This is a genomic window from Paenibacillus sp. AGC31 (assembly GCF_057334655.1).
Genome location: NZ_JBHFJH010000024.1, coordinates 108,734 through 131,583 on the forward strand (window position 1 = coordinate 108,734; position 22,850 = coordinate 131,583).

At 47.9% G+C, this 22,850-nt stretch carries 16 protein-coding genes; 15 read left to right on the forward strand and 1 reads right to left on the reverse strand.

Annotated features, from left to right (window positions below; all coding sequences use genetic code 11):
• Nucleotides 1-10 precede the first annotated feature (10 nt).
• From ACE04G_RS08290 to ACE04G_RS08335, 10 genes are all read left to right on the forward strand, one after another.
• Nucleotides 11-832 carry an ABC transporter ATP-binding protein gene (locus tag ACE04G_RS08290; RefSeq protein ID WP_100526515.1) on the forward strand — a complete coding sequence of 274 codons (822 nt, stop codon included), beginning with the start codon at nt 11-13 and terminating at the stop codon, nt 830-832.
• 542 nt (nt 833-1,374) lie between these two features.
• On the forward strand, nt 1,375-2,400 hold the full coding sequence (locus tag ACE04G_RS08295; RefSeq protein ID WP_449005212.1) for an ATP-grasp domain-containing protein: 1,026 nt from the start codon (nt 1,375-1,377) through the stop codon (nt 2,398-2,400).
• Between the two features lie 68 nt (nt 2,401-2,468).
• Nucleotides 2,469-3,824 carry a diaminobutyrate--2-oxoglutarate transaminase gene (locus ACE04G_RS08300; protein WP_449005213.1) on the forward strand — a complete coding sequence of 452 codons (1,356 nt, stop codon included), beginning with the start codon at nt 2,469-2,471 and terminating at the stop codon, nt 3,822-3,824.
• A gap of 11 nt (nt 3,825-3,835) precedes the next feature.
• Nucleotides 3,836-5,251, forward strand: coding sequence for an MFS transporter (locus ACE04G_RS08305; RefSeq protein ID WP_486094359.1), 1,416 nt, complete (start codon nt 3,836-3,838; stop codon nt 5,249-5,251).
• Entirely contained in the window at nt 5,229-7,016 is a 1,788-nt protein-coding gene (locus ACE04G_RS08310; RefSeq protein WP_449005344.1) for an IucA/IucC family protein, read from the forward strand. The genes ACE04G_RS08305 and ACE04G_RS08310 overlap by 23 nt, the downstream gene beginning before the upstream one ends.
• Entirely contained in the window at nt 6,991-8,970 is a 1,980-nt protein-coding gene (locus tag ACE04G_RS08315) for an IucA/IucC family protein (RefSeq protein WP_449005215.1), read from the forward strand. The genes ACE04G_RS08310 and ACE04G_RS08315 overlap by 26 nt, the downstream gene beginning before the upstream one ends.
• A complete protein-coding gene (locus ACE04G_RS08320) occupies nt 8,967-9,743 on the forward strand; it encodes an HpcH/HpaI aldolase family protein (RefSeq protein WP_449005216.1) in 777 nt (258 codons plus the stop codon). Before ACE04G_RS08315 ends, ACE04G_RS08320 begins: the two co-directional genes overlap by 4 nt.
• Nucleotides 9,740-11,065, forward strand: a complete 1,326-nt coding sequence (locus ACE04G_RS08325; protein ID WP_449005217.1) for a type III PLP-dependent enzyme — start codon at nt 9,740-9,742, stop codon at nt 11,063-11,065. Before ACE04G_RS08320 ends, ACE04G_RS08325 begins: the two co-directional genes overlap by 4 nt.
• Nucleotides 11,025-12,872, forward strand: coding sequence for an IucA/IucC family protein (locus ACE04G_RS08330; protein ID WP_449005218.1), 1,848 nt, complete (start codon nt 11,025-11,027; stop codon nt 12,870-12,872). The genes ACE04G_RS08325 and ACE04G_RS08330 overlap by 41 nt, the downstream gene beginning before the upstream one ends.
• A gap of 314 nt (nt 12,873-13,186) precedes the next feature.
• The gene (locus ACE04G_RS08335; RefSeq protein WP_449005219.1) at nt 13,187-16,669 is read left to right on the forward strand and encodes a glycoside hydrolase family 2 TIM barrel-domain containing protein; all 3,483 of its coding nucleotides are present in this window, start codon (nt 13,187-13,189) and stop codon (nt 16,667-16,669) included.
• A gap of 267 nt (nt 16,670-16,936) precedes the next feature.
• Here ACE04G_RS08335 and sstT read toward each other — a convergent pair whose 3' ends face one another.
• Nucleotides 16,937-18,166, reverse strand: coding sequence for a serine/threonine transporter SstT (gene sstT, locus ACE04G_RS08340; RefSeq protein ID WP_237176813.1), 1,230 nt, complete (start codon nt 18,164-18,166; stop codon nt 16,937-16,939).
• A 738-nt stretch (nt 18,167-18,904) separates the two neighbouring features.
• On the opposite strand from sstT, the gene ACE04G_RS08345 reads away from it, so the two are divergent.
• The 5 genes from ACE04G_RS08345 (at nt 18,905) to ACE04G_RS08365 (ending at nt 22,829) form a co-directional block, all read left to right on the forward strand.
• Complete coding sequence (locus tag ACE04G_RS08345) at nt 18,905-19,789, forward strand: DUF4183 domain-containing protein (RefSeq protein WP_449005220.1); 885 nt, start codon at nt 18,905-18,907, stop codon at nt 19,787-19,789.
• An 82-nt stretch (nt 19,790-19,871) separates the two neighbouring features.
• Entirely contained in the window at nt 19,872-20,156 is a 285-nt protein-coding gene (locus ACE04G_RS08350; RefSeq protein ID WP_036606220.1) for a DUF4183 domain-containing protein, read from the forward strand.
• Nucleotides 20,157-20,411: 255 nt separating this feature from the next.
• Nucleotides 20,412-21,572 (forward strand): CdiA C-terminal domain-containing protein, encoded by a 1,161-nt coding sequence (locus ACE04G_RS08355; protein ID WP_449005221.1) that lies wholly within the window; start codon nt 20,412-20,414, stop codon nt 21,570-21,572.
• Nucleotides 21,573-21,590: 18 nt separating this feature from the next.
• Nucleotides 21,591-22,079 carry a hypothetical protein gene (locus tag ACE04G_RS08360; RefSeq protein WP_221818887.1) on the forward strand — a complete coding sequence of 163 codons (489 nt, stop codon included), beginning with the start codon at nt 21,591-21,593 and terminating at the stop codon, nt 22,077-22,079.
• An 87-nt stretch (nt 22,080-22,166) separates the two neighbouring features.
• A complete protein-coding gene (locus tag ACE04G_RS08365; protein ID WP_449005222.1) occupies nt 22,167-22,829 on the forward strand; it encodes a hypothetical protein in 663 nt (220 codons plus the stop codon).
• The last annotated feature ends 21 nt before the right edge of the window (nt 22,830-22,850 follow it).

The window sequence follows — 22,850 nt, forward strand, 5'->3', positions numbered from 1 at the left end:
GGAGCGAGCTGTGAGTATTCTGGAAGCCAAGGAGCTTACGATCTCCTATGGAGCAGATCCTATTATTGAAAATTTGAACCTGACCATTCCCAAGGGACAGATTACCGTCCTGATTGGCAGCAACGGCTGTGGTAAATCTACGCTGCTGCGTACGATGGCCCGGTTGCTGAAATCCAGCTCCGGTTCGGTGCTGCTGGATGGTGAAGAGATTGCAAAGCTGCCGACCAAGGAAATTTCAAGACGCATGTCCATCCTGCCACAGGGTCCGACCGCTCCGGAGGGCCTGACGGTGAACCAACTGGTTAAGCAAGGACGTTATCCACATCAAACATGGCTGAAGCAATGGTCACGAGAGGATGAGCGCATGGTCAAGCTGGCACTGGAATCCACACATCTGACTGAACTCGCGGATCGGCCTGTGGATGCACTGTCCGGTGGACAGCGTCAGCGTGCCTGGATTGCAATGACACTTGCGCAGGGCACCGAAACGCTACTGCTGGATGAACCTACAACCTATCTGGATATGACACATCAGATTGATATCCTTGATCTGCTATTTGAGTTGAACGAACGGGAAGGACGCACGATTGTCATGGTACTTCATGATCTGAATCTGGCATGTCGTTATGCGCATCACATTGTGGCTGTTCACAACAAGTCGATCTACGCGGAAGGTAAACCAGAGGATATCGTTACACAGGACATGGTCCGTAAAGTCTTCCAGATGGAGTGTGAGATTGCAGTTGATCCGTTGTTCGGTACACCAACCTGCATCCCGCATGGAAGAGGGAGGAAGCTGAATGGGGAACAGCGTTACACTCAGCTGGCTTGAGGATCAAAAAGTCCGCTCTTGATTCGTTCAACAGTTATTCAAAACTCCACATCGACTCCATTGCATAGCATACAGATAACAAATTAGGCAAGCTATTGGTTAAACCATGTCCCAGGCTTGCCTGGTTTGTTGTGCCTATTAATCGATCCTAAACCACATACGGCGACTCAAACCCACACTAAATTCAATCTTATTTTTCCTTAAAAGTTTATTATTGACAATATAACTCGAATTGCCATAAAATAGATTTTGTATGATATTGATAATCATTATCAATATTAAATTACAATAAAAATTGATGAACGTATGAGCAATATAAGTTGAATTAATCATTTACATGCAACGGAGAGGACAGAAAAAACCTGAAAAAGCGAAGCGTTCGCCTTTATCCCCGGATTTTTCCATTGAGAAAAGGGAATCGAAAAAATCTGGGGATAACAGCGATTGGAAGGTTGTTCTGTCATTGTAGTTTCGGTGTAAATAATCCTTAATTCAACTTATATAGGAGCGAGTACCTTCATTCGAATCGAGGAGGATTTTCAGTGTTTCCGAAAGGGATTCATAATCTGCAAAACCGACTCATTATAAGCAAAGCGAGAGAAATGGGCATCACCTGTGAGCCACTTCTTGAGGGATGCGAAGATTTTCTGAAGCTGTCTGTAGGGGACAAAGAGATCATCATTAACAAAACCAGATCTCACCATCTGCCCTTAATCGCTGGACTGCTCGCGAAGAACAAGCAGGCATGCAATATGTTGCTGCATGAGCAGGGGATGCCTGTACCATCGTTTATCGTGATCCCGGGGATGGGAAGCAATGCAGCAGATTTTCTGAATAGATACGGCTCCATTGTGGTGAAACCGCTGGATGCGAGCAGCAGCATGGGCGTGACGCTGGATGTGCGTACCGAAGATGAACTGGAGGTAGCCATTTATCTTGCGAGTGTCCATGGCAGCAGCATCATGTTGCAGCAATATGTAACCGGAATCGATTACAGAGTGCTGATCATCAACGGTGAAGTGGCGGCTGTGAACCAGTATCGGCCTGTCTATGTCGAGGGAGACGGAACTTCAACCGTTCGGGCATTGATAGAGCAGTTGAATCAGGATCGAATCGAGATGACGCACATTGGCGAGTATGAAGCTTTTCCTCAGGTTGATGCAGAAACGGAACGAGTGCTAGAGGTATTGCATGCACAAGGGACAACTCTGGATGAAGTTCCTGCCGCCGGAAAAGAAATCGAGTTATACGATCTTCGTAACTCAGCCGCCGGAAAAATCAGTGAATTCTACAAGGATTGTACCGAAATCATTCATCCCGATAATGCCCAAATGATCATTCAGGCGGCAAAGACTCTTCAGATCGATGTAGCAGGAGTTGATGTTCGTTGTTGTGATATCCGCACGCCGATCTCCAGAGATCAGGGAGGCATCCTGGAAGTGAACGCCTTGCCAGATCTGACACACCACGTCTTTCCCCATGGTGGAACAACTCGTGATGTGGTTCGGTTATACCTGGAATACCTGTGTCAGGAGCAACTCGAATATAAGACGTATAACAACGGATAAAAGATGCAGAACAAGAGTTACAGGCAGCTGGTTCAGCCTGAATCGATTATAAGGAGCGTTAGAGGGCTATGTCAGTAGAGGTGCAGACGGAATATCTGAAGATGCAAAATGAGAAGGAGTCCAATGCAAGATCGTACCCCAGACATTTCCCACTTGTCATTAGCAAGGCCCATGGGGTGAAGATTACCGATACGGAAGGCCGCGTATTCTACGATTGCCTGGCTGGTGCAGGAACATTGGCACTGGGGCATAACCATGACACGGTGGTCAACGCCATTCGAGATGTGCTGGATCAGCAGATTCCGCTTCATACACTGGATTTGGTAACACCGCTGAAGCTTGCATATATGCAAGAATTGTTCTCCATTCTTCCGGCAGAGATGCGAGATAAAGCCAAAATCCAGTTCTGTGGTCCAACCGGAGCGGATGCAGTAGAAGCAGCCATTAAGCTGGTCAAACATGCGACAGGTGGCAAGTCTATTCTTGCCTTTCAGGGAGGTTATCACGGTTCAACCCAAGCGACAATGTCGATGAGTGGCAACCTGAGCAAGAAACAACATCTGCAAAGCCTGTTACCCGATGTTCATTTCCTGCCGTTTCCTTATGAATACCGCTGCCCATTTGGTGTTGGTGAAGGCATGACGGCCCGGTTGAGCGCACAGTATATCGAGAACCTGCTCGATGATTGCGAGAGCGGTATTGCCGCACCGTGTGGGGTTATTGTGGAGACGGTACAGGGTGAAGGTGGAGCCATTCCGGCAGATATTGAATGGCTTAGGGAGCTGCGCCGAATCACGGCAGAGCGAAGCATTCCGCTTATCATCGACGAAGTGCAGACAGGCATCGGACGGACAGGGCGAATGTTTTCGTTCGAACATGCCGGGATTGTACCTGATGTAATCATCTGCTCCAAAGCAGTTGGCGGAAGTCTGCCCATGTCTGTCGTCATCTATAAGGAAGAGTTGGATCAATGGCAACCTGGTGCACACACAGGCACGTTCCGTGGCAATCAACTAGCCATGGCAGCGGGACTTGCGACACTTCGTTATATTCGGGAACAGGATGTTTTACACAACGTGCATCTACGCAGTGAGCAGTTCATGAATCAACTGAATGCAATGAAAGAGCGGTATGCAGAGATTGGTGATGTGCGAGGTAGAGGACTGATGATTGGCGTTGAGGTGGTTGATCCAATGGGACGCAAGGATCGTCTGGGTCATTATCTGCCTAATGGTGCGCTGGCTGAGTCTATTCAGCGTGAATGTTTCAAGAATGGATTAATTGTAGAACTGGGCGGGCGTCATTCAGCTGTTGTTCGTTTTCTGCCGCCGCTGAATATTACGGAACAAGAATCGGGTGCAATCCTTGCGATCTTTGAGAAATCGGTAGCTGAAGCGATTGCCCTGGCAACAGCCGCATGTTGAAGCTTTCCCTGATGAAGAGGCATGCAGTATTACTCGCGATTCTGATCGGTGCCTTTTCGCTGGTGCTGACGAACAGTGCATTTAACCTGCTGCTGCCTTATTTTGTGCAATATTATCAGATCTCTACGACAGCAGGCGGATGGATCATCGCGCTGTACATGCTGGCTATGACGTTAACAATGCCGCTGGCTTCCCTGATTGTGGACCGACTAGGGCGTAAGCAGACGTATATGTTGGGCATCAGTATCTATGGACTGTTCTCGGTAGCAGGTGCGTTGTTTTATCACTCTATTGAAGTACTCTTGCTGGTTCGTTTCATGCATGGCGTTGCCGCGGGGCTGATGATTCCGTTATCACTTGTGCTGTTGTTTGATGTATACGGCCCGGAGGTACGAGGGCGAATTACCGGAGCGTGGGGCTTGCTGCTTATGCTGGCTCCGGCTGCCGGACCAACACTGGGTGGTTTCATTATTCAGTATGGACGGCTTGAAATGCTGTTCTGGCTCAATGTTCCGCTGGCAGTGTTCTCGTTCATTGGGTGCGGTCGAGTCATTCAGACCTATATCCCTGCCCGCAGGAAAAAATGGCATCCATCCAGTGTGATAATGCTGATCAGTGCTGTAGGTGCTCTTAGTCTGGGGGTACAGTTGTACGCGAGTCCTGTTGTGGTGGTATGGGTACCTTGGCTGCTGATTGCACTGGGTGTGGTATTACTCATTCGTTTTATCCAGACAGAGAACGGTCGCAAGGAACCATTGATCCGATACCAGTTGCTGCGGCGTAATGCCGTCTTTCCGCTGACCGTGCTGATCTCGACGATTCAGGATTGTGTGATGTTTGGCGTGATCTTTGCATTGCCATTGTTGTTCCAGGATGTCTTCCACTTGTCACCAGCCATGTCCGGTGCGCTGTTCATTCCCTTATCCATCTGCACAAGTCTGTTCATGTGGATTGGCGGCAGCTTGCTGGACCGAGGTCGGTCCATACATTTTATCGCATGGGGCACGTTGCTGGTGTCGATATCCATTCTGTCGTTTGCGGTTCTACCCATGGGAGCATCGATCTGGATCATCGGTATGCTCATGGCGTGCCGGGGAATTGGCGTTGGTCTGTCAGGCATGAGTATCTCTGCTATTGGTTTACAGGCTTTACCGGAGGAAGACATGCATGAAGGCTCGGTGTTATCGACCACAATTGAGCGGCTCGCTTCTTCGTTTGCGGTGATGGGCTTGACCCTATATTACGATATGCGTTGGCAATGGCTTGCCGGGGCAGGAACGTCCATGGAGATGGCCAAATGGGGAGCGCTCAAAGAGATTTGTATCGGACTTGGCTGCGCCATACTGCTTACACTTCCCCTGGTCTTACTTATAACCCGAAAGAAGGTTGGCATCATTGTTCGAGATGGAAAACAAGCTCCGGTCTGAGGCTGAGCAGCAGGCCCATGAACATTCATGCAAACTGCTGCTGAACTGTTACATCCGTGAGCTTGCGCTAGAGAAGGAAAACGATATTCGGATCAATTCAAATACGCTGACGTACGCTGTTGCTTTTCAAGCCAGCGGGGTGACGGTGACAGGACGCTTGTCTTATTACTCTGCCATGGGGGAGCATGAATACCTCAGCATGGAATCTGGCAGGGAAGCGGTGCATTATCGTGACCTTGTTCGTTGGATCACATCTGAGCTAAGCGGGAATGGGAAACAGGGAGCGAGTTCGGACCAGCATGGAATGAAGAAAAGTGTGATGGAAATGAAGCGTTCACTTGAGCTGGAGAATGTACATCCATTGGATGAGAATACGAATCGCGTAGAGGCGACGTATGCCAAAGATTTTGCACAAAAGGTAGATAACAGTGTGGGCAACCTCACGTTGTATATCGAACAAGCAGCCGGTCTCGATATCCACGACTATCGCACATCGGAACAGTCACTGTTGTATGGTCATCCGTTCCATCCGTTCCCGAAGAACTCCAAAGGCTTCAGCGAGCAGGATGTGCAGAAGTACAGTCCGGAGTTACGGACATCATTTCAACTCTGTTATATCGCCGTGAGGCAGGATGTCTACGTTCAGGAATGGGTCGATGACGAGGCGGCAATGGATTTGCAAGACTTACTGTGGAGCCATGTGGAGCCTATTTTAAAAGAAAAGAGTGAGATGTATGGGCTGCTGCCTGTCCATCCATGGCAATACGCATACATATCACGGTTGTCAGAGGTACAGCACTATATTCGAGATGAAAAATTAATTCTGCTTGGTAGTGCGGGGCCTACCGTCTATCCAACCTCTTCGGTTCGTACGGTTTATGTTCCCGAATGGAACTGCAATATCAAGCTGTCACTGAATATGCAGATCACCAACATGATTCGCACCAACAGTGCTGAGCAGATGCGCAGAACACTGGATGCCTCCAAATACGTCAGGCAGCATGACTGCTTCGGTGCTGAAGCGAACACACATATTGCGTATGAGACGGGTGTAGCGACTTGTGCTTTTGAAGATGAAGAGTTAACCAGTCTGTTTACGATAGCTTATCGACCCATTGAGTTTGATGTTGAGCATACGTATGTCTTATCCAGTCTGGTTGAAGCACCGCTTCCCAGGATGCGGTCGAGACTGATGGCGATGCTGGGTGGTGGACGTGACATTGCCGAGCGTTGGCTGGAACGTTATCTGAAATGTTCTCTGTTGCCGATTGTACGGGCGGCGGGAGAGAAAGGCATTCATTTTGAAGCTCATTTGCAGAATACCCTTGTGACCTTAAAGGATGGGTTGCCTGTTGATTTTATCGTCCGCGATCTGGAAGGAGTCAGTGTGGATGAGGAACTTATAAGTGAGCAGGATCGTGCTGCGTCCGATTTATTATTTTATTCGCGAGAGAAAGCCTGGGCGCGGACTTCTTACTATTTTATCGTTAATCATCTGGGTTCTCTAATTCATGCCATGGCGCGAGATGTGAACGTATTCGAGGAGCATTTCTGGAAGCAGGTACGTGAGGTACTTGTAGATGAACTGGAACGAACGGGCAATGCATATGTGCAACATCTGCTGACAACGGATGCTTTTCTGGCCAAACAAAACTTGGTGAGTTGTCTAAGAGGGATCAGCCAGACCCCGGCCTACGTGCCGGTGAGCAATGTAATGAAACGAATGGGGAGTGAAGTACGTGGGAGTCGTGGGATACAGGGCTGAAGCAGGCGGCAGGACAGAAGCAGCCTACGTGGGTGTACAGGAACGGATCATGCGGCAGACGTTGGAGGCGATGTGGTTCGAAGGCATTCTGGACAGTCATGTAAGTGGGAGCGAATGGCGAACCGAGGGACTTACATCGTCAGGGAAACCTGTGGCGTACACGTGTGAAGCCGAACGGAAGTTTTCTTTTGGCCGAGTGAAGGTGAAGAAGGGTTCGATCCAAAGGGAAGGCGTCCGCTGCACCGATCTGGATCTGTTTCTGGAGGAAATCGTGCTGAATGCTTTGAAGGGTGCAAATGTGACGGCTTTTATCCAGGAACTGCTCGAAACGATGGCAAAGGATAGTCAATGCCGGGCGATATTGCCCATGAACATTCCGAGTGAAGATCGTCATTATGATGCGCTCGAAAGTCATATGACTGACGGTCATCTGTACCATCCGAGTTATAAGTCGAGGCTGGGATTTTCTTTGAAAGACAATCTGTCTTATGGCCCTGAATTTAACACGGAAGTTGCATTAGTCTGGGTTGCTGTGAAAAAAGAATTGGCTCAGACCGCTGTATCCGCAGGGTATAGCTCTGAAAAACTGGTGGGGCAACATCTGACGGCAGAGGATATGCAACGATTTCAACAGATCCTGCAACAACAAGGTCGTACGGACATGGCCGAGAACGTTAACGCATATGCGACGAGTGCAGATCAGCTTGAGAGCAGTGCCGAGGTTGGTGAAATAACAGCTGTTCATGATAGCTCAATAGGCTCTGGCGTAGGTAGCAAAGGCAGCAAGGTTGATGGAAAAATAAGTGCTGACGCTGGTGATCGCTATGTGTTCATACCAGTTCATCCATGGCAGTGGGAGCATCAGTTGGAATCGGTATTTGCCCGTCAACGGATGGATGGGGACATTGTGTATCTTGGTCCATCGTCTTCGCCCTATCGTGCACAGCAGTCGATCCGTTCACTCTCGAACCGGGTGAACCCGGAAGCCCCATACATCAAGCTGGCCCTTAGCATCACCAACACGTCGAGCACACGTATTCTGGCACAGCATACGACCCAGAACGCACCGCTGATCAGCGATTGGCTGGAAGAACTCGTTTGTGAGGATGAGCTGTTGCAGCAGGCTCAGTTTGGCATTTTGAAAGAAATCATGGGACTGTCATTCCGTTATGAACTGTTGCCTGCAACCCAATATGGACGAGCCTACGGCACACTTGGTGCGATCTGGCGGGAGAATGTATCGGTTCATCTGAAGGAAGGCGAGACAGCATGGCCGCTGAATGCGTTGATGTTGGTGCAGCCGGATGGTATTCCATTTATTCAGGATGCTGTAGAACGACATGGTGTGGAAAAGTGGAGCGAGGCCCTTGTTCGCACAGTTACACTGCCGATTATTCATCTGCTCTATGCACACGGGATTGCGCTGGAATCTCACGCTCAGAATATCATTTTGGTACTGGAAGATGAATTGCCCAAACGAATTATTATCAAGGATTTGCATGATGGTGTTCGCTATGTGCCGGATCAACTGTTGTACCCGGAACGGGCACCGAAACTGAATCCAGAGCCCGAAACTCATCGCAAGTTCAATCGGTATTCCTTCATCTATGCAGGCGATGTGTCGGAAGTCCGTGACTATACATATGATGCATTCTTTTTTATCTGTATGACGGATATTGCGCTGGCTTTGGAGAAGTTTGGGTTGTCGGAGGAAGCGTTCTGGCAGCTGTGCGCAGGTGTGATTGTGGATTATCAGAAGCAGCACCCGGAGTACGAAGAGCGATTCGCTGCATTTGACCTTTTTGCCGAAGATGCACTGATCGAAGAGATGACCAAGCGCCGTCTGTATGGGGACGGGGAGTTATATTTCCGCAAAGCGAGCAATCCGCTCAAGATATCAAAGGATGCACTTGAATCAGAGAGAACACCCGAATTAAAGGGAATCGTCGAATGAGGATTAACACGCTGAAGGAAAAAATTGCACGCAAACAGCCCGTATATGGTCTTTTTGTATCCATACCACACCCGATCATCATCGAGATGATCGGACATGCGGAATATGACTTTGTCATTATTGATCTGGAACATGCCGCAACATCGATGGAGTCGGTGGAAGAGTTGGTTCGTGCTGCGGAGCTGGTCGGCCTAACCCCGTTGGTACGGATCTCGAAGGTGGAGAGAGCGGAGATTCTCAAAGTGCTGGACTGCGGCGCACAAGGCATCGTCATTCCGCATGTCGAGCAACTGGAGCAGGTGGAAGAAGCGGTTCGCCACGCCTACTATCATCCGGTTGGCATGCGTAGCTTGAATAGTGGTCGTCCCGGTGTATTCGGGAAATATCCACTCACGGGATATATTGGGGAAGCGAACGAACAAGTGATGGTTGTACCTATGATTGAAAGTGCGGAGGGAGTTCGGCAAAGTGCACAGATTCTATCTCACCCACAGGTGAGTTTTGTATTGGAAGGAGCGGCGGATCTGTCGCAATCCCTCGGCGTGCCATGGCAGACAGAGCACCCGGATGTGAGACGTGCGCTGGATGAATTGCATGCTACTGCCCAGCAGTGCAAAGTACCTTATGCAACGGTCACCAGAGGTGTGGAGGATATGTCGCTTTGGGCTGAGCGGGGAGTACATATATACGTGCTTGGTGATGATCGGAATACGGCGTTTCGGGCATATGCTCAAAAACGGAATGACTACAGGAATGCGGGTGGGCAGATATGAAACCTAGTGTATGGCATGCGATTGATGAACTGCAACGCGGGATGGAAGAACCGGTATGTGCGTACGTTTACGACTTGGCTGGCATTCAGCAACAGGTACGTCAGATGTTAGGCTGTATGCCCGGAAACACACAGTTGTTTTACGCCATCAAGGCGAATCCAGATCCGCGGATCATTGAGGCGTTGCTTCCATTGGTGAAGGGTTTTGAAGTGGCTTCGATTGGAGAGCTACTCAAGGTTAGAGCGGTAAGCCGAGAGATTCCGATTCTGTTTGGAGGTCCGGGTAAAAAGGAGAGCGAACTGAGGCTAGCCATCGAGAATGGCGTGAGTTACATTCATGTGGAAAGTTGGCTGGAGTTGCGGCGGATTATCACGATTGCGAAAGAAAGAGCGAAGGAACATGAGCATGATCAGGTGCAGGGGAGCAGGCAGAAGCAAGAGTGGGAACTGAAGCCGGAGCAAGCGCAGGAAGTGCGCATACTGCTCCGAATCAACCTGCGAAGCAGTACGTTACCTCGGACGAAGATTGTTATGGGTGGTGGGCCGAGTCCTTTTGGAATCGATGAAGAGGCAGTGGAAGAAGCCATTGAACTCATTCGTGTGGAAGGCGCGGGTGTGGTTCGGTTAAGCGGGTTCCATTTCCATTCCTTGTCCAACAATATGGATGCCAGGCTGCATGCCGAGATGATCGAGCTGTATTTGCAAAAGGTGGAGCAGTGGCAGCAGCAGTATGATCTACCTGTGGAAGTGGTGAATGCAGGAGGTGGATTCGGTGTCACGTATGATGGCAGTCCCGGATTCGACTGGCCATTATTCACTTCTCTGCTGGAGCAAAGTGAAGCCAGACAGCGCCTTGTTTCACGCGGAGGCCAGCTGTATTTCGAATCGGGTCGACTGCTGGTGGCAGACCATGGGTATTACGCAGCAGAGGTTACGGATATCAAAACTTCTCATGGTCAGTATTTTGCCGTGTTAAGGGGAGGTACGCACCACAATCGTCTGCCTGCTTCATGGGGACATAACCACCCGTTTCAGATTATGGGGACAGACCGTTGGAAACATTCATTTGCCCGGCCAGAGGTAAGAGGTCGTCGAGTCCATATCGTAGGTGAGCTATGCACACCCAAAGATCGCATGCATTCCGATGCGGAGGTAGCGCTGCTACGGGTAGGAGACATTGTTGTATTTGAAAAGTCTGGGGCTTATTGCTGGACCATCTCGCATCATGATTTTCTGGGGCATCCGCACCCGGCATTCCATTATCTAACGGAGGACAATAATCATGTCAACACTGATGAAGCGTTCCAGTCTGCAAGCTGCTGAACGCCGGATTATGGCGGATCTGATGAATTCATTTTTGTCGGAGCAATTACTCCCACTGGAGGATTACCCATTTATTGATTTTGCTACGGCACCTGCACCGTTCCGGCGATTGTATAAGGAATATGACAGCGAAGAGCTTAATCAGAATGTAGCTTCTCGCTACAGATTACACACTCAAGGCGTGCTGTGTCTGGTTGAAGAAGGGGTGAGACAGGGGATTCAGTGGGTCCAGGGTTCACCGATCTACGAGGAGAAAACAGATGGAAGCTGGGTTCTCCTTGATTCTCCGGCAGAGGTTGGACGTGCCGTGTTACAGAAGGCTTTGTCGGATGAGGCCTATGCGCAGCCCGGAGTGGCGGAGTTTCTTGCTAGTCTGGACATTGCTGTGGAGCAGTATGCTCTGGGCTGGGAACAAGTCCAGTATCTGTCCACCAACGTCCCAGCTTCTGCTTATGAATGGTTTATCAAGGGGGAGCGCGTTGCGGCATTACGGGATCGTCCATTTCACCCATCGTCCAAAGCCAAAGTGGGATTCAATGCAGAGGATGTCACACGGTATGCAGCGGAATTCGGGAAGGCGATTTCGCTGCGCTGGGTGGCTATACGGTTGGATGCAGTGCAGCAAGGTTGCGAAGATGGGATGTCCATTTTGGACGTGTTAGACGATGTTCAGCGTGGAGTAGTGGAAGCCGAGTTTACCCGCAAAGGGATCACGTTGGACGAATATCTGCCGATGCCTGTTCATCCATGGCAATTGGAACATGTGATCCTGCCCCGTTTCACTGGAGAGGTCGAGGAAGGCAGCATTGTCGTATTGGATGTAGAAGGGGGCGACGTACAGGCCACATCCTCTCTGCGCTCGATGGCTCCGTCAACCGAATCTACCCTAATGCTCAAGCTACCGGTTAGTGTGCTGTCTCTGGGGGCTGCTCGTTACCTTCCAGTAGTCAAACTTCTGAATGGTCTTGCTGGAGAACGGATGCTAAGGCAAGCTGTTGCCTGTGACGAGACGTTGAAGCACAAAGTGTATATGTGTGAAGAACCGAACTGGTGGGGTTTCATGCCGGAATCCATGGGACTGTTCGATGATCATCCCCGGCATCTGGCTGCACAGATTCGTGTGTATCCCTCTGAGTTATTGGATGAAGATTACAAAGTAATCCCAATGGCCGCACTGGGTGTGAATCTGGAAGGGCATCATCTATTAACGGAGATTCTGGGGGATAACCTGAGCAGCACGGATGTCCTCGACTTCTATACCAGTATAGCTACGACGTTTTATGACATCGTGATACGTCTGTTCAAGGTGGGCGTTGTGCCTGAGATTCATGGTCAGAACTGTTGTCTGGTGTTACGGGATAATCAGGTAAAAGGTCTATTGTTCCGCGATCATGATTCGGTGCGTTTGCATCAGCCTTATCTGGACAAGCATGGCATTGCAGACCCTGCATACCATATTCGGCCGGGTTACTCGAACAGCCTGTATAACGAGACGATCCAGAAGCTGATCTTTTATGTGCAGTCTTTGGGGACGCAGGTGAATCTGGCTGCGATCATGGAGGCACTTAGCGAGGTGTATCACATCCCGGAAACGAAGTTATGGGAGATCACTGAGCAGGCTTGGAAGGAAGCGCTGCAACATGTGCAGCTTCCCGAATCTGATCGGGCCGCCCTCGCTCATGCGATATTCGAGAGCAGGGAGTGGCCCGTGAAGTTAGTTGTCCGTCCGCTGCTTGAAGCGGATGGGGTGCCTGGCGCGATGCCATCGGGCAAAGGCATAGGGTGGAACCCTTTTTACAAGGGATAGAAGTAGAGTAAGGTTGGTGTAGGAGTGTAGAGAGAAGAAGTGGCGTGCTAAAGGATTGATATAGAAGGTGACCCGTTAGACGGGTTGCCTTTTTGGTTTGTTGTCATCGAAAGTTACAATGCTTGGAGGGAATAAAATGTTCATTAATCTGGCTAAAAAATCTTCTGAAATGGAGGTACAGGAAAGAGACTGATGGTATAATCGGGTTATGTGTTATAGTCATACTTGTGTATTACCGAAAAGGTTTTCGGAAAAAGCGACATCTACTGTTGTAACCGCAATCATAATTTACTTCAAGAAAGTGAGAATCTACCATGAATCAGAAGAGACTTTTTAATGATGGATGGCAATTTGCGAAAAGTAAGCTGGATGTTACGGAACCTGCGGGTCTGGTCTATGAACCTGTGGAACTTCCCCATGATTGGCTGATATATAATACGCTTGAACTGTATGAGGACAGCATTGGATGGTACCGCAAGACGATCCATTACACGAAGGATGAGCAGCAGCTTTTGCTTTGTTTTGATGGCGTGTACATGGATTCTTCGGTGTATGTGAACGGGCAGTTGGTTGGGGAGTGGAAGTATGGCTATTCTGCTTTTGAACATGAGATCACGGATGCACTGGTGGAAGGCGACAATGAGATTGTAGTCAAAGTAGTGCATCAGAGCCCGAACAGCAGATGGTATTCCGGAGCCGGAATCTATCGCCATGTGTGGCTGAAAACGAGAGACCGCAATCACATCGTGACGGATGGAACGTATGTATCGATTCAGCAGCAGCCGGATGGCTGGCAGGTGGAAGTAGATACGGAGCTGAACCTGGAACAGAATCAACAAGCAGAGCTGATGCATACGATCTTGTATGAAGGTCAGGTGGTGGCATCCAGCCAAGCGAATGTTACGGCTTCGGTGGGTGAGAATGCGGCAGCATCAGTAGATAGCCAACAGCTTATGGTTGTGAATCCTAACCTATGGAGCCCGGATGCACCGCATCTGTATGAACTGGTGACGGAGCTGCGATTGACCTCGGAGGATCAGGAACATCGGACAGTGGAGTCGGTATCACAGCGCATTGGATTCCGGAATATCAAGCTGGATGCCAATGAAGGGTTCCACCTGAACGGAGTTAAGATGAAGCTGAACGGCGTGTGTGAACACCATGATCTCGGGGCGTTGGGAGCTGCGTTTAACCTGACGGCATTGCGTAGAAGATTCGTTTTGCTCAAAGAAATGGGTGTTAACGCCATCCGCACCGCGCATAATATGCCTGCCAAAGAGTTCATGGAACTTGCGGATGAGATGGGGATGTTGGTAGTATCGGAAGCCTTCGATATGTGGGAACGTGCCAAAACGCCATACGACTATGCGAGATTTTTCCCAGAGTGGGTGCATACCGATGTGAAGAGCTGGGTGAAGCGCGACCGTAACCATGCCAGCCTGATTATGTGGAGTATCGGGAATGAAATCTATGATACCCATGCGGATGAGCGTGGACAGGAAGTAACCCGGATGCTGATGGATTATGTGCTGGAATTTGATCCAAAAGGCAATGCTGGCGTGACGATTGGTTCCAACTACATGCCTTGGGAAAATGCACAAAAATGCGCAGATATCGTGAAGCTGGCAGGTTACAACTATGCGGAAAAATATTATGACAAACATCATGAAGAGCATCCGGATTGGATCATCTATGGTAGTGAGACGTCTTCTGTGGTGCAGAGCCGCGGCATTTATCACTTCCCGTTCGAACAGCCGATTCTGGCAGATGATGATGAGCAGTGCTCGGCTTTGGGTAACAGTACGACGAGCTGGGGTGCGAAGTCGGCAGAATACTGCATTTTGGCAGAGCGGGATACGCCTTATTCACTGGGCCAGTTCCTGTGGACCGGATTCGATTATATCGGAGAGCCGACACCGTATCATACGAAGAATTCGTATTTTGGACAGCTGGATACAGCAACGTTCCCGAAAGACTCCTATTACATCTACCAAGCGGCTTGGACGGATTATAAGAAAAGTCCGATGGTTCACTTGTTCCCTTACTGGGATTTCAGCCCGGGTCAGATCATTGATGTACGCGTGTGCAGCAACGCACCGAAGATTGAGCTGCAACTCAATGGCAAAACCATTGGCACGTACGATATCGATCATGCCAATGGAACACAACTATCCGGCTGGTGGAAAGTGCCTTATGAAGAGGGCGAGCTGAAAGCGATCGCCTATGATGAGAACGGGCAGATCATTGCAACCGATGTGCAAAGATCCTATACGGATGCGAAGAAAATTCGTCTGCAAGCAGATCGGGAGCAGCTGCAAGCGAATGGTACAGACCTCATTTTTGTCGAAATTGATGTGGAAGATGAGGCGGGTAATCCGGTTCACAATGCGAACAATCGCGTACAAGTTCAGGTGACGGGTGCAGGACGATTGCTGGGTCTGGATAACGGGGACAGCACGGACTACGATCCATACAAAGGGTTGAGCAGAAGACTGTTCAGCGGCAAACTGATGGCTATCATCGGAGCGACGAATGAACCTGGAACGGTGCGGATTGAAGTTTCTTCCGAAGGGTTGGAAGGGGCTGTAGCTGAGTTTGAATCGCGTATTGTGGATGCGGAACTGGTTGATGAGAAACTAGCGAAAGCTGTCTTCATGAACAATGAAGAACGTCCGGTGCTAACGGGGAATGCTCAGGAGATTCCTTTGCGGAAAATTGAGATCATCAGTAAAGCAGGACAGTTGCTCGATCCATCTAACCCGGAGCTGGTCGTAACCGCCAAGCTGTACCCGGAGAACACCTCTTATCGCGATATCGAGTGGGCCGTTGTGAATGATGCGGGGATCGAGTCCAACATTGCTAAAGTGGAAGCTGTCCAAGCAGAAACGGGCGACAACGGTGAGCATCAACATGCGGTGAAGGTATCGGCTATAGGTGACGGGGAGTTCCGGCTTCGCGCAACCAGTACCAACGGTACGGATAAAACGAAACTGATCTCGCAGCTGGAGTTCAAGGCGGACGGTCTGGGTACAGCATACAAAGATCCATACGGCTTCATCACGGGCGGACTGTACGATTACACCAAAGGTGAGGTTGGTAACGGCAATGAGCGTGGGGTAGCGACAAGTCGGGACGGGGAGACGCATGTAGGCTTCCGCAATATTGACTTCGGGCCATACGGTTCCGATACGATTACCATTCCAATCTTTACGTTGTCTACGGAGGACTACTTCATTCAGATCTGGGAAGGTATGCCGGATGAAGAAGGAAGTACGATGATCGCGGATGTGGTGTATGACAAAGAGTCCATTTGGAATGTGTACCAGGAAGAGACATACCAATTGTCCAAACGTCTTAGCGGAATTACGTCGATCTGTTTTGTACTGAAGCAGAAGATTCATATTAAAGGCTTCTCCTTCGAACGTCAGAGTCGGGCCTTCGAGCAGAATGCTGCTGCATCCTGTGATCATCTCTATGGAGATACGTTCAAAATTGAGGGTGACCGTGTTGAAGGTATCGGAAACAATGTGTCACTGGAGTTTGAAAACATGGACTTTACGGCAGAAGGTACGTCGAAGCTCGTGATCTACGGCCATTCACCGATTGATAAGAATACGATTCATATTCGCTTCACAGGTGCGGACGGACAGAGCAACCAGCTGGTTGAGTTCACACAGTCGAGTGGATACGAAGAACGGGTGTTTGAGCTTGAACAGGTGAAAGGTGAGCAGAAAGTAAGCTTTATCTTCCTGCCAGGCAGTCAGTTTGACTTCGGCTGGTTCCGATTCGAGAAGTAGAGTACAGATCAATCCCCTTCAAGTAAACGGTGTTCGTTCAGAACATGTGGTTACTTGAAGGGGATTTTTTAATAATGTGTAACGCTGATGCAAGAAAACGGAGCGCTCATGCCTTCTTCTATGGAGAAAAAATGTTGCAGAAGTTATTGTTCCATTTTACGTTGTAATGAAGAAATCCCCTCGGGTCCACGGTGTTGATCGCATGTCATCATGTGATCTTTTTTCACTGTAACCAGGAGGGGATATGGTAGGCCAACTGCTGTTGGTTTAGAGTTGAACTGCTGTTTTCTTACCTTCTTTACGTTTCTTAGCGTATTCTGCTGTAGCGGTAAACAAGACATCCGAGGATGAATTCAGGGACGTTTCAAATGAGTCTTGCAACACTCCGATGATGAAGCCAACCCCAACGACTTGCATCGCAATATCATTCGATATGCCGAACAAGCTGCATGCCATAGGAATAAGAAGAAGAGAGCCACCCGCCACACCCGAGGCGCCAGTAGCGGCAACAGCGGATAACACGCTGAGAATCAGCGCTGTTCCAAAATCCACTTGAATACCCATCGTATGAACAGCTGCAAGGGATAAGACCGATATGGTAACGGCTGCCCCCGCCATATTAATCGTAGCGCCCAACGGGATGGATACCGAATACGTATCCTTGTCCAAGCCTAACTTTTCACATAATCTCATATTGACTGGAATGTTCGCCGCAGAACTTCGTGTAAAGAATGCCGTAATCCCGCTTTCTCTTAAGCACTGAAAGACGAGGGGATATGGATTCTTACGAATGTTCAGATATACGATTAGTGGATTCACAACAAGCGCGGTGAACACCATACATCCAACAAGAACGGAAAGTAATTTTCCGTAACCCAACAAAGACGAAAGTCCGCTTGTTGTAATGGAGTCAAAAATAAGACCCATAATCCCGAACGGTGCAAACTGGATTACCCATTTCACAATCTTCGATACAGCTTCCGAGAATTGAGTAATCAGGTTTTTAGTGTTATCACTCGAGCTTTTGAGAGCAACACCTAGCAGCAAGGCCCAAGCCAGAATACCGATATAGTTAGCGTTCATCAGTGCACTTACCGGATTATCAACCAACTTCAATAATAAGCTCTTCAGGACCTCAACAATGCCATCAGGTGGAGTCAATTCTTGCACATCCGATACCAATGTCAATGTAACCGGAAATAAGAAACTTGCCACAACCGCGAGCAGCCCAGCCAGAAAGGTACTCATAACGTAAAGGACGATAATCCTTTTCATATTGGTTTGAACACCTTTTCGATGGTTGGATATAGCGGCCATCACCAAAAGTAACACTAAGATTGGAGCAACCGCCTTTAATGCTGAGACAAATAAGGAACCAAAAAGTGCAATTCCTGTTGCACCGGGCACGATCAGGGCCAAGACAATCCCCAAGACAATTCCTAGTAAAATTCGTTTAATAAGACTCATTCGGTTCCATTTCGTTAATGCCGTTCTCATCCATATTCCTCCGAGTTTCAATATAAAATCTTATCAAGCAACGCATCGTCGCTGTAATGGAGCATAGCGTTAGTTTATCACGGAATTTGTCTCTTGTGTGGTGTGGTAATATTTGTATTATAGATCATCCCATCCCCCGCTGTCCTTTTGCCTTCCCCATCGTGTATACCTTTGTTCATATGCTGATGTTTAGTCTCTATTATGTATTTTTCGCCTCAGAACAGTTCAGTTCCGCGGTAACTCAGGGGTACAGCGTTTTCTTGAATGGGAATATGCAGCGATTGGTGGAGATGGGGATAAGTTTGATCATGGCAGTAGCGTTGTTTGTAGTATTCCAAGGCTGGAGCTATTGGACGGCAAAAAGGAAGTTGAACTCCGCTTCATAAGGGTATTTCGCTTCCCTCATAATTAAACAATGAAGCCATGCTGGCAAGACAAAGGACAACTACAGCAGGACTCTTGTCTTTTTTATTGGGCTTTCCTCATAGTTATTCGCACACTCTCCGAATGTGCTAAGGACATAGTATAGGGCATATATACTGTGTGCCTTGGCCTAAGGAGATGACCATTTTGAAGTATCTGAACAAGAGGACAGCCACCCTCAACAAATTAAGGCCCAGTCGTTCTACGTTGAAATGTAGAAAAAAACACTTGGGAAAACGAAAGAAATGCCATATTATCCGCAGATCTTATCGGAAAAAGCGCTGCTCACTGAAGCGTCCATTAAGATCACAGAAAATGGCCCGTGACAAAAAAGTCATTGCATTACCGAGAGGGGTAGGCAGCAACCCGGTATGCTGTGAGCCCGCCCCCCAGCTGGCTCCGTTGAGACAGCACGAATTGGAGACTGTGAGTCTCCCTGGAACGCAAGGTGTGGCAGGTGCCCAGGGCCCTGCCGGATCTCACGGTGAGCCGGGGCAAGCGGGGCTTCATGGAGCGCAAGGCCCGGCTGGTCCTCAAGGTGAATCGGGGCAACGGGGAGTTCCTGGAGCGCAGGGTCCTGCAGGTGCTCAAGGCGAACCGGGTCAACCGGGAGCTCCCGGAGCGCAAGGCCCGGCAGGCCCTCAAGGTGAGCCGGGTCAACCGGGAATTCCGGGAGCGCAAGGCCCGGCTGGTCCTCAAGGTGAATCGGGTCAACCCGGAGTTCCCGGGGCGCAAGGTCCGGCTGGTCCTCAAGGTGAACCGGGTCAAGCAGGACTTCCCGGAGCGCAGGGTCCCGCAGGTCCTCAGGGTGAGCCAGGTCAACCGGGAACTCCCGGAGTCCAAGGACCAACGGGTCCCCCAGGTGAGCAAGGTCCGCCGGGCACCGTACCCGGAATTGAAATCATTCCTACGGCAAACCGTTACTTCTATTTTCCGGATACCGATCTGGATTTGTCGGCATCGGTTGTAATTCCTGCCACAGAATTCACAAATGACGATGGCGACAGCATAACCGAATTTGCCGGGGTTGGACTTACTAGTTTCAACAATCTTTATATAAACGGGATTGTCCAACCAAGAAACTCATACAGTGTAAGTGCAGAGAGGTTGTTTTTTTCGTCACAAAACGGTGTGATCTTTGCAGGGACACCTATCACTATCGAGATAATTATAATAACAGCCAATATTATAAATGGTTAAAATTGGATTTAGTTGCTGGTTCCTTTGCCTTCACTACTCCCAAACCTACCACATATACTATGTTAGGTAGGAGGTGAGAAACATGCCACTTGTGACACCATTTCAGAACAGTTTAAGATTTGTTGCAACCATTGGTGATGGGACCGGCACTGGGGCAACGTTTGCCATTGCTGCGACTGCTTTTACAAACGACGCTGGTGTAGCTGCAACCGCATTTCCAGGCACCTACAACTACTACAATCTTTATATTAATGGCCTTATGCAAACAGCAGATACATCCTCGGCTACGACGACTACAATTACAATTCCCGGTGGAGATGCATTAAATGATGGGACTCCAATTGTCGTACAATTTGTAGTGTCTTAAAGAAGATTTAATCATGCTGTATTGTTATCTTGTGCGACTTCTATCTGTGATAGAAGTTGTTCTTTTTGTACAAGATACCCAGTCGACTCAACGGCATTCATCCATGCATTAATGTGCAAAAATAGTTACCCAAGGATGTTGCCCAACGACCGGATAACCTCTGAGGAAATGATCCTTCCGTTTGATTCCAATCTTCCTTCCCACTTGTTAAAATTTAGGTACATAAACTAAGGTCAGGTTGGTGGTGAAAAGTAAATGCAGCGAATCGAGGTACATCCCGATCTATTGGAGGAAAAGGCCCGGTTGGTCCAACAGAAGAAACAGGAACTGGAGCGAATGGTCTGGGAACTGGAAAAATCGATCTATATGTTGCAGTCCGATTGGTCTGGTGTGACAGGAGAGCGATTCTTTTGGGATTTTATGCAGGTGAAAGAAGTGTTCCCGACTACACTCGGGCTGTTGGACGAAATCCAGAAAGAGTTTACGTTTATCGCCATGAACTTCAGAACAACGGATGGCACAGGAGAGGTTGCGCTATACATTCCAGAGGAGCTAAAGCGAAATTTCGCTGTAGGGCTGCTTGATAAATCAGTAGGAGAAACATTAACAGGAATGGGCCAGACGGCAGAAGCTTTCTTCTCTAACCCGTTCAGTACATTAAGCAGTGTGGCATATGCCATGACAGTGGACAAAGTTGTAGATGTTGGGCGTGGTATTCAGTTTGCATGGGATACCGCCTGGGGTACGGGAACCGCGAGATCTGACATAGAGCAATTTGTGGATGAGCAGAAGAAACAGATCGATGAGAGTGGAGCAGGATATTACGGTGGAGCGATGACAGGTCAGGCTTTGGCGTATGTTTTGTTTGGCAGAGCTTTTCGTTCGAAGGATGACATTGGATCTGGGGGATCAGGGGGAGATAAGAAGGAGCCTCAAAAGGGAATTGACAGTCCCAGAGATCTAATAAAGCCAAGTGAATCACCTAATCCAGAGGCCTTACCAAGTGGAGCGAGAACAAAAATTCCAAATAATGCGGATAAGGCGACTAAACAGTCTTTAGAATTAGAAAATGATGCTGCTGATCAATTGGCGAGAAGTGGATATCGGATTGAACAGAACCCTAAAGTTTTAGATAGTGATGGAATTGATTCCAAAAGAGATCCCGATTTTAGAATTGAAGGGCGTATATTTGATTGTTATGCACCAACTGAAAATAAAGGTATTAGAGGTATTTGGAGTGAGGTTCAAGAAAAGGTTGTGATTAAACAACAAACCAAGAATGTGGTGATTAATTTAACAAAGTGGTCTGGAGATGATTCTGCGTTGCTTAAGCAATTTAAAGAATGGGAAATCCAAGGTTTAGAAGAAGTTATCGCAATCAAAAAGGACGGTAAGATCATATCAGTATTCCCTTAAAGTAGAGGAGACAAGTTTATGGAATATTCACTGAAGTTGAATGGAAAACAAGATCCTTTATGGTTGAAAAGATTAATTGAAAGTAAGAGTTTTGAAGTGAATTATATGAACCGACAACACAATGCATTGTTCATTCATGAGTTTGATCTAAGCGGTGGTTTGAAAATAACTGCTTATGATAATATTTTCCCGGCTGATCATCCAGCAGCTTCTTATGAAACTATGTTTCAAGAAGAGGATTTTATGTATCAACAAACCATATCTTTTGAATTGGAGAATAATCAACAATATGAATTATGGTATAAAACAATGTACGAAATTTCCTTTTATGTTATCGGATCACTCAAAGTAGATGGAGTATTCTATCACACATCTGGAGAAGAGATATTTTTCTATAAAAACGGAACGTATACGTTCAACGTAACATATCTTGAATTACTCCAAACGCATTACGGAGAACTTCTTGAAAATATTGAGTATTCAATTTTTAAGAAACCTCACAACTGAATTACAGATAAATAATGTATAAAGGCACTTCTACCAGACAAATGTAGAGGTGCTTCTTACTATAAAATCTTAGGAGAACAAATTGCCATGATTTTAAAGAAACGCTTCGTAATGATTGGATGCTGTATTGGCTTAGCATTATTACTTGTTCTAACCTATAGCTTTTATAAAGAAAAAAGAATGTATGAACAGTATCTAACGATGAATGTACGACAAGATATGGTTGATATGAAAAGTACAATTATAAATAATGATATTTTGTTTGATCGAATACTTGAGAATGAGCAAATAACAAACGAGATGGTTGAGGATGGAGAACAAGCCAGCCAGCTCTATTACAACTTTACAAATATGACGCAGATTATAGATAAGTATAACTTGATGAATCTAAATTTCAGTGAAGAAGCTAACTGGCTGGTAATACCCGGATCTTTATTCACAAACGATCTAGGTCAAGATGATGTAATGCCACCTACACTTCACCGCATGCGAATGACGTTCGAGAGACTGGACATAACCAGTTATCCTGTAACACTTGAACTTAAAACCAGGATCGAGGAGTATCAACAGTTAAATCAGCGATGGCTGAACATTGTTGGGGATTTTGAATCCAAGGAAACTAACGAGAAGGACTGGCCCCAAATCTTGAATGATTTGGAGCAAGAGACTCGAGCTTACTTTCAAGAGAAAGATGTTGAATTTGTTGATGATGACGTATGGAGAGATGGTCTAAATCCAAGGTACGAATGACGAGTAAGAGTGACAGTTGAT